3 protein-coding genes and 1 pseudogene are annotated in these 2,686 nt (G+C 72.2%); all 4 read left to right on the forward strand.

What is annotated here, in order from left to right:
- Positions 1-255 (forward strand): CopD family protein (locus OZN99_RS29235; RefSeq protein ID WP_270938735.1); only part of this gene is annotated, 255 nt, incomplete at its 5' end.
- A gap of 155 nt (positions 256-410) precedes the next feature.
- Entirely contained in the window at positions 411-1,676 is a 1,266-nt protein-coding gene (locus tag OZN99_RS29240; protein WP_270938736.1) for a family 1 glycosylhydrolase, read from the forward strand.
- 424 nt (positions 1,677-2,100) lie between these two features.
- Positions 2,101-2,226 carry a hypothetical protein gene (locus OZN99_RS29245; RefSeq protein ID WP_270938737.1) on the forward strand — a complete coding sequence of 42 codons (126 nt, stop codon included), beginning with the start codon at positions 2,101-2,103 and terminating at the stop codon, positions 2,224-2,226.
- 110 nt (positions 2,227-2,336) lie between these two features.
- Positions 2,337-2,686: pseudogene (locus tag OZN99_RS29250) on the forward strand (hypothetical protein); the annotation flags it as partial.

Raw genomic sequence — 2,686 nt, forward strand, 5'->3', positions numbered from 1 at the left:
CTGGTGCGCCGCGGCGAGCTGCTGCTGGCGGGCTGGTGGGGCTACGCCTTCCTGGCCAAGCTGGCCCTGGTCGCGGCGATGCTGGCGCTGGCGGCGCGGCACCGGTTCCGGCTGGCGCCTGCCCTGCCGCGCGGCGGCGCGGCGCTGGCGGCCTCGATCCGGGTCGAGGCCGGCGTGGCGCTGCTGGTCTTCTGGGCGGCGGCGGAGCTTGTCTCGGTGCATCCCCTGGATGCCGGGCACCGCCTGGCGCCCTGAACAGCCCCGCCGCGCCGTAACGAGGGCGGAATTGCTGCGGAAGGACGGGTTTCCCGGTTCACGTCGATGTGCGGGTTGTAGTATACAATATCTTGTGAGCGCCGGACACGGGGGGACCGGCCGGGCGCCACGGACCGCCCAGCCAGGAGCCACCCATGCTCGACGCCGCCCTGCCCTCGCCCGAGACGCGCGCGCGCCTCGCCCCGCATCATGGCTTCCTCTTCGCCACCGGCATCGAGAACAGCGCGCCCACCATCGGCGGCGGCCGCAGCCGCCGCGACCAGATGGAGGAATGCGGCCATTACGATCGCTGGCGCGAGGACATGGCGCTGGTGAAGGAGCTGGGCTGCGACGCGCTGCGCTACGGGCCGCAGTTGCACCGCACGCTGCGCGGCCCCGGGCTGCACGACTGGTCCTTCGCCGACGAAGGCTTCGCCGAGCTGCGGCGGCTCGGCATCCGCCCCATCGTGGATCTCTGCCATTTCGGCGTGCCGGACTGGATCGGCGACTTCCAGAACACCGACTTCCCCGAGCTGTTTGCCGACTACGCCCGCGCCTTCGCGCAGCGCTTCCCCTGGGTGCAGCTCTACACCCCGGTGAACGAGATGTTCATCACCGCCGTGTTCAGCGCGCGCTACGGCTGGTGGAACGAGCAGCGCCACGACGACCGCAGCTACGTCACCGCCATCCGCAACATCGTCCGCGCCAACCTGCTCGCGATGCGCGAGATCCTGAAGGTCCGCCCCGACGCGATCTTCGTGCAGTCCGAGAGCACCGAGGCCTTCCACGCCGAATGCCCGCGCGCCCTGCCCCATGCCGAGTTCCGCAACGCCGAGCGCTTCCTGACCCTCGACCTCAACTACGGCCGGCGCGTCTGCAGCGCGATGTACGAGTTCCTGCTGGACAACGGCATGAGCCGCGAGGACTACCACTTCTTCCTGCGCGAGGCGCCGCCCCTGAAGCGCCACTGCGTGATGGGCAACGACTGGTACCAGACCAACGAGCACCTGCTGAACGCGGAGGGGCACGGCCGCTGGGCCGGCGAGGTGTTCGGCTACGACACCGTCACCCGGGACTACCACGCGCGCTACGGCCTGCCGGTGATGCACACCGAGACCAACCTCGACGAAGGCCCGCGCGGCGACGAGGCGGAGCACTGGCTGTGGAAGCAGTGGTCCGGGATCCTGCGCCTACGCCGCGACGGCGTGCCGGTGCTGGGCTTCACCTGGTATTCGCTGACCGACCAGGTGGACTGGAACCATGCGCTGCGCGAGCAGCGCGGCGACGTGAACCCGCGCGGCCTGTATGACCTCGACCGCAAGCCGCGCCGCGTCGGCCTGGCCTACAAGCGCCTGATCGAGGGCTGGCGCGAGGTGCTGCCGACGCAGTCCTGGTGCCTGCAGGTGCCGCTGGCGGAGTAGCGCGCGACGTAGCTCCGCCCTCCCGGGACTGCAGGGGCGGCCTTCCGCCGCCCTTCGCCGCCCTGCTCGGGCTGCATGCGGGAAGTCCGATGGTCTGGCCGCACGGCCGGCGGCGACCGCGTCGTGGCGGCAGCGGGAATTCCGCTGAACGTGATGGTAGCCGCGCGTCAAGCTCAAGCGTAGGATGCTGGGCACGCGACGAGTCCTGGCGCGGCGATCGCGCAGGACTTGGGGCGTTCTGGTGCCGGCCCGGTCGCGACTTCGCACCATCGGATGATCGTCGCCATATCTCCCCAGCATGTCGCCCCGGGGTCCGGGGCGATCCCGCATCCGTCGGCCCCGCCGATCCCGTCCCGGAAGGACATCGCACGACATGGCAAGGCTCCCCCCTCTCCCGCCCGCGGGCCGCGCGCCGCAAGGCGGCATGAACGCAACAGCCGGCAAGGCCAATCCGAAGGATGCGCGGGCCGGCTCGAAATACGCCGGCAGCCCGAAGCAGGGCGGCGTCGGCAAGGCCGCGCAGGCCACCCGCAAGCAGGGCGACCGCTGAACGGCAGCCGGCGGCGCGCGGGCCCACGCGGCCACCTGCGCAGCCTGGCTGCGTCGGCACAGGCAACGGGCCTGCCTGCCGTTGCCCGTACCAGCTGAGAACGAGGACCGATGTCCGAGATCGACCGCGTATTCGCCCGCTTCCGCGACGACAAGTCGCCGACCACCAACCGGCGCGAGGTCCGCAACATCCCCCAGCGCGGCACGCGGAGCAGCAGGACCGTCGAGGTCGTGCATGTCCGGTCCGGCGCCACGCAGCGTCCTGCCGACCAGCCGCGGCCGGCTTCGCCGGGGGTCCGCGCCGCGGCCTGGGAGGATGGCTTCCCCGCCAGGAAGCCCCCCACCCTGCCCGCCATGGCGCCGCCCGCCGCCAGCGCGCCGCCCCAGCCGACCGCCCATGTGATGCCCGCCTGGGAGCCGGCGGTGCAGGAGAGCGCGGCGCCGGCCCCGGTCGCGGAGCC

It is taken from the genome of Falsiroseomonas oryzae, from assembly GCF_027856955.1.
In the GTDB taxonomy this organism is placed as follows: Bacteria; Pseudomonadota; Alphaproteobacteria; order Acetobacterales; family Acetobacteraceae; genus Falsiroseomonas; species Falsiroseomonas oryzae.